At 35.2% G+C, this 5,503-nt stretch carries 5 protein-coding genes and 1 pseudogene; 3 read left to right on the top strand and 3 right to left on the bottom strand.

What is annotated here, in order from left to right; genetic code table 11:
- A pseudogene (locus tag AC30RD_RS05725) lies at positions 1-145 on the bottom strand (bifunctional 2-C-methyl-D-erythritol 4-phosphate cytidylyltransferase/2-C-methyl-D-erythritol 2,4-cyclodiphosphate synthase); the annotation flags it as partial.
- 227 nt (positions 146-372) lie between these two features.
- On the opposite strand from AC30RD_RS05725, the gene thiC reads away from it, so the two are divergent.
- The 3 genes from thiC (at position 373) to AC30RD_RS05710 (ending at position 3,814) form a co-directional block, all read left to right on the top strand.
- Positions 373-1,707, top strand: coding sequence for a phosphomethylpyrimidine synthase ThiC (gene thiC / locus AC30RD_RS05720; protein WP_489493378.1), 1,335 nt, complete (start codon positions 373-375; stop codon positions 1,705-1,707).
- Positions 1,708-1,788: 81 nt separating this feature from the next.
- Positions 1,789-2,901, top strand: a complete 1,113-nt coding sequence (locus tag AC30RD_RS05715) for an Mrp/NBP35 family ATP-binding protein (protein ID WP_489493377.1) — start codon at positions 1,789-1,791, stop codon at positions 2,899-2,901.
- Between the two features lie 106 nt (positions 2,902-3,007).
- The gene (locus AC30RD_RS05710) at positions 3,008-3,814 is read left to right on the top strand and encodes a P-loop NTPase family protein (RefSeq protein ID WP_489493376.1); all 807 of its coding nucleotides are present in this window, start codon (positions 3,008-3,010) and stop codon (positions 3,812-3,814) included.
- Here AC30RD_RS05710 and AC30RD_RS05705 read toward each other — a convergent pair.
- The gene (locus tag AC30RD_RS05705) at positions 3,811-5,244 is read right to left on the bottom strand and encodes a methyl-accepting chemotaxis protein (RefSeq protein ID WP_489493375.1); all 1,434 of its coding nucleotides are present in this window, start codon (positions 5,242-5,244) and stop codon (positions 3,811-3,813) included. The two genes, AC30RD_RS05710 and AC30RD_RS05705, sit on opposite strands and share 4 nt — an antisense overlap.
- A 2-nt stretch (positions 5,245-5,246) precedes the next feature.
- The coding region (locus AC30RD_RS05700) for a hypothetical protein (RefSeq protein WP_489493374.1) at positions 5,247-5,503 on the bottom strand (257 nt) is incomplete at its 5' end.

Raw genomic sequence — 5,503 nt, 5'->3', positions numbered from 1 at the left:
TTTTAAATTTATAAAAACTTTCAAAATTTTTGGCTACATATAACCAGATGGGCCAATTTTGGCACCTTAGCCACTGCTTTTTGACTTTAAGGTTAAATCTGCTCGACTCTCCTGCACCAAGTAACACAAGGGTTAAATCAGACAAAACTCATCCTTTTTCTTAATGTGTTACAAAATTATACACCATAAAAGCTTTTTTTTATCTTTTTTATGTAACATAATGTTGGTAGGAAATTGTAAAATTTGTTAGAATGGATAAAATGGTTGAGTGGTTAAGTGGTTAAGTAGTTGAGTGATTAACTACTCAACCACTTAACCATTTTAACCAATTTAACCATTGTTAACTTTTTTAACAAAACAAAAGGATAGATTATGAGAAGAGAGTGGATTGAAAAAAGAAAAAACGACAAAGTTAAAACGCAGATGTATTATGCAAGAAACAATATTATTACCGAAGAGATGCACTATGTTGCCGCGGTAGAGGGGTTGGATCCTGAGCTTGTTAGAAAAGAGGTGGCAAAAGGTAGGATGATAATACCCGCAAATATCAACCATATACATCAAAAACCGATGGCCATAGGAATAGCCGCAAAATGTAAAATAAACGCAAATATAGGCAGCTCCGCGCTTGCAAGCGATATTGAGGGGGAGGTTGAAAAGGTAAAAGTTTGCCAAAAATATGGTGCCGATACCATAATGGATCTATCAACCGGCGGAGATCTTGACGAGATAAGAAAAGAGGTTATAAAAAATGCAGAAGTTCCTATAGGAACGGTTCCTATCTATCAAATACTTCATGACTGCAATAATAAAATCGAAGATTTAACCATAGATAAAATGCTTGAAGTTATAGAAAGACAAGCAAAGCAGGGAGTTAGTTACTTTACTATACATGCGGGATTTTTGCTAAGATTTATGCCCCTGGTAGCAAAAAGAAAGATGGGTATAGTAAGCCGTGGCGGCAGTTTAATGGCCGCTTGGATGATGCATTATCACAGAGAAAATCCATTTTACGAAGCGTATGATGATATTTTAGATATTTGTAGAAAGTATGATGTAAGTTTGAGCTTGGGAGATAGTTTAAGACCCGGATGTTTGTATGACGCAAGCGATGATGCTCAACTTAACGAATTAAAAGTTTTGGGTGAGTTGACTCTTAGGGCTTGGGAAAAAGATGTTCAAGTAATGATAGAAGGGCCCGGACACGTTCCTATGAATCAGATAGAAAGAAATATCAAAATAGAAAGAGATTATTGTCATGAAGCTCCTTTTTATGTTTTAGGGCCTTTAGTAACCGATATCGCCGCTGGTTATGATCATATCGCAAGCGCAATCGGAGCGGCAATGGCCGGATGGTATGGAGCAAGTATGTTATGCTATGTTACTCCAAAAGAGCATTTGGGTCTTCCTAACGCAAAAGATGTTAGAGAAGGAATAATCGCTTACAAGATAGCAGCACACGCTGCGGATATTGCAAGAGGTAGAAAAGGCGCACGCGATATTGATGACGCTATGAGTGACGCAAGATACAATTTTGACTGGAATAAGCAGTTTGAATTGGCTCTTGATCCCGATCGCGCAAAAGAGTATCATGATGAGACTCTTCCTCAAGATGTATTTAAAGAGGCGGAATTTTGTAGTATGTGCGGACCTAAGTTTTGCAGTTATAAAATAACTCAAACTATAATCGAGGAGCATGGAGCATAATTTTTTAGTTGATTTAAATCAATAAATTTTAAAATTAAATAGGATAAAATTACTCCGAATTAAAACAGAAGGAGCATTTAAATGCTAAACGAACAGATTGTAAAAGAGGTATTAAGCACCGTTACATATCCTGGATTTACGAAAGATATCGTAACTTTTGGATTTGTAAAAAGTGTTGAGGTAGAAAATGATAAGGTTTTAGTAGAGCTTGATATCACTTCAAGCGCCCCCGAAGTTGCAGAGCAACTACGTGATGAAATAACCAAAAAGCTTGAATTGCAAGGGGCTAAAGAGGTAGTTGTGGCTATAAAGCAGCCTAAAATGCCAAAAGAGACTTCAAGCAGAGGTAAAAATATCGCTCCTCAGATAAAAAACTTTGTAATGGTTAGTAGCGGAAAAGGAGGAGTAGGTAAATCTACAACTACGGTCAATCTTGCTATAGCTACCGCAATGCAAGGTAAGAAAGTAGGTATCTTGGATGCTGATATTTATGGACCAAATATTCCAAGAATGATGGGGATAGTTGGCGCTCAGCCGGAAGTTGTGGGCAACAAAGTAAAGCCTATAATGGCTTACGGCGTAGAAGTTATGAGTATGGGGGTTTTAATGGAAGAGGGGCAGTCTCTTATATGGAGAGGCGCCATGATAATGAAGGCTATTGAGCAGTTTTTAAGAGATATTTTGTGGAGTGATTTGGATGTATTGTTTATCGATATGCCTCCAGGAACAGGTGATGCACAACTCACTCTGGCTCAAAGCGTTCCCGTGACTGCAGGCGTAACCGTTACTACTCCTCAGATGGTTAGTTTAGACGATAGTAGAAGAAGTCTTGATATGTTTAAAAAACTTCACATTCCAATAGCCGGAATCGTAGAAAATATGAGCGGATTTATATGCCCAAATTGTAAAACGGAAAGCGATATTTTCGGAAAAGGAACAGCAAACGAAGTGGCTCTTGAATATAACACGTTAGTCCTTGGGCAGATCCCGATAGAGCCGGCTATTAGAGAAGGGGGAGATGCAGGTAAACCCGTAGTTTATCATCATCCAGACAGCGAAACCGCAAAAAGATTTCATAAAGCCGCGGACAATCTTTGGAGATTTATAGAAAAGATTAACGAAGAGGGCGGAGTTAGCAACGAGGCTATTCAGCCTACTACACCTCCGGGTGTGAGTGCTTGCTCAATGAAATAAAATAAAAATCTCTCCGATACTTTCGGAGGGATTTAAATTATAATTTTATCTTCTTATCATCTCTTTTAAAATATAATATTTCTAAACCTTTTAAAAGCGGGTAAAGATGAAAAAACTTCACAAAATTGCCATCTTAAATACAAAAGGCGGCGTTGGAAAAAGCACCGTTAGTATGCAACTAATAGTTCCCTATCTATATAAAAAAAGCAAATCCCCCGTCTCCTATTTTGAATTTGACGATGAAAACGAAGATGCTATAAGCTTTGATAAAAGCAAGCTTATATGGCTTGAAAAGGTTAATGTTAGCGGTGTTGATCTAAGAGAGCAGTTAAGAGATATTTTGCTTTTAGAAAATAGTATATGTATGGATGTTGGGGCGAACAAAACAACAGTTTTTGTTTTAAACGCACTAATTGATAGTGGAATGATTCATGCGCTTGATTTAGTAGTAATTCCTTTGATGGATGGGGAATTGGACGCAGTTAGCGCTATAAACATATATCACCATATCAAAAAGGCAAATCCTGAGATTAAAACTCTATTTGTTTTAAACAGATGGAACGAAAATAGAGAGATAGAGTCGCAGTTTGATCTTTTTTTGGGAGACAAATACGGATTTTTCGATACTAAAGGCGTTATAAACTATATAGAGGAAAAAGATAGAAATTATATAGTTTTAGCTGACAGTGACGCTATAAAATATAGTAGAGGCTTTGGAGTGACTTTATGGGAGCTTTCCAATCAAAAAGAGGATATAGATAAAGAGCTTAAAAAGGCTATTTCAAAAGGAGCGCCAAAAGATTATATTAGAAAGCTTAGTTTTAAAAAGGCGTTAAAAAAAGATTGCGAAATATATAGGGACAAGATCTTGATAAAAGCCTTTGAAAAGCTTGATAAGATCTTATCCGATTAGGCAAATATATCTTCATATCTTTTTTGAAGTTTAATTAGTCTACTTTCTATTAGATCTGTGATTATATCTATTGAAAGATTCTCTTCACTGGCTGTTGTTATATTTGTTTCAAGATCTATTATTTGATCTTTTGCCGCTTCTACAAGTTTTAGCATCTGAGAAAATATAATGGTAAAGCTTCCTCCATCCTGTCCTGTATGGGCCGATTCTATAAGGCCGTTTATATGTATGAAATCGAGCCTATTTACTAAAACGTTTAAATCTTTGATATTGTAAAAAATATTTCTTAATTTTCTTTTTGAGTTATAAACATTATCAGATAGTTTAGTTGCATAATCGTTTAAAAGCTCAAAAAGATCTTTTATATTTTCAATAATCTCTTTTTCTTCCTGGATAGATATCTTTTCATTTACTAGTTTTTGAAGCATCTCTTTGAGAAAATAGTTAACCATATCTATTTGAAGTTTTGATGATAATATATTAAAACTGGTATCTTCTATATCTTTATTGGTATCTTGAATAAGTTTTGATAGGTTGATGATCTCTCTTTCGCTAAATTCAGCGTTTTTTCTCATCTCTTGAGAAAGAGTGGAAAAAGAGACCCCCTCTTTTTTTATTTTATAGCTCTCTATAGAGGCGTTTAGGGACAAAAGCCTTATCTCTTCGGCAAGCTGAAATATAAATTGAGACTTTTTGTTTAGGTCTTTATTCATATCTAAAAAGGTGTTTACTTTTGAATATATTTCGTTAAAATATCTATTTAATCTCAAAAAATTGGTCTGTAAGATACATAACGTATCGGCTAACTCCTCATTTTCTTTGCTTAAAACTTCGTTTGCCATTCCGCATACGAGCATATCTTTATTGGATAGCTTTTCTTCTCTTGATTTTATCTCTTCCAAAAAGATTTTTTTACTAAACTCCTCATAATTTTCAAAGCCGAGCTCTTTTATCTTTTTTAGCATATATTCAAGAGCGGCGTCCATCCCTTCCCTATGTTCATATCTTAATATCTCTTTATAAAAATCTGGTATGATTTTGAAAATCTGTGATGTTGGTTTTAATCTTATAGAGAGGTATTTTTTTATGTTTCCTTCTTTGTCAAACATAGGATAGATACATGCTAAAACCCAATAATAGCTACCGTCTTTTGCCATATTTTTAACATAGCCTACAAAAGGTTTTCCTTGCTTTATAGTAGCCCAGACCGCTTTAAAAACCGCTCTTGGCATATCTGGATGGCGGATGATGTTGTGGTTTTTTCCTATTAGTTCGTTTTTTGGAAATTTTGAAACCCTTACAAATACGTCGTTTCCGCTTAAGATTATCCCTTTTAGATCGGTTGTTGAGAAAAAGAGCTCGTCAATATCAAATTTTGACTCTATATTTTTTGGCTCTATTCCTCTTTTATTGTAGACGTTTTTATACATTTTTAGCCTTTATTTGCCAGTTTATCTTTCTCTTTAGTGCTAACTATAATATATATCTTCATAAGATATGAGATAAGCTCGTTGGCGCTTTTTGCGAGATTGTTGAGTGTTTCAAAAAGTTCGTCGCTTCTATTTTCTTTTTTAAGCCTAATAGCCTCAAAGGCGAGATTGTGAACCTCTTTATGGATAGGCTCAATATCTTTTAAAAGAGAAATGACCTCATCTCCGTATCTTCTTAACTCTTCAAAGGCTTCGTTCG

The organism is Nitrosophilus sp., from assembly GCF_982775275.1.
The sequence above is the reverse complement of the archived record's forward strand: the minus strand, read 5'-3'. Positions and strand labels throughout refer to the sequence as shown.

Bases quoted from the DNA above. Each gene is read 5' to 3' on its own strand.
- thiC (WP_489493378.1), top strand. From the start codon at position 373: ATGAGAAGAGAGTGGATTGAAAAAAGAAAAAACGACAAAGTTAAAACG.
- AC30RD_RS05715 (WP_489493377.1), top strand. From the start codon at position 1,789: ATGCTAAACGAACAGATTGTAAAAGAGGTATTAAGCACCGTTACATAT.
- AC30RD_RS05710 (WP_489493376.1), top strand. From the start codon at position 3,008: ATGAAAAAACTTCACAAAATTGCCATCTTAAATACAAAAGGCGGCGTT.
- AC30RD_RS05705 (WP_489493375.1), bottom strand. From the start codon at position 5,244: ATGTATAAAAACGTCTACAATAAAAGAGGAATAGAGCCAAAAAATATA.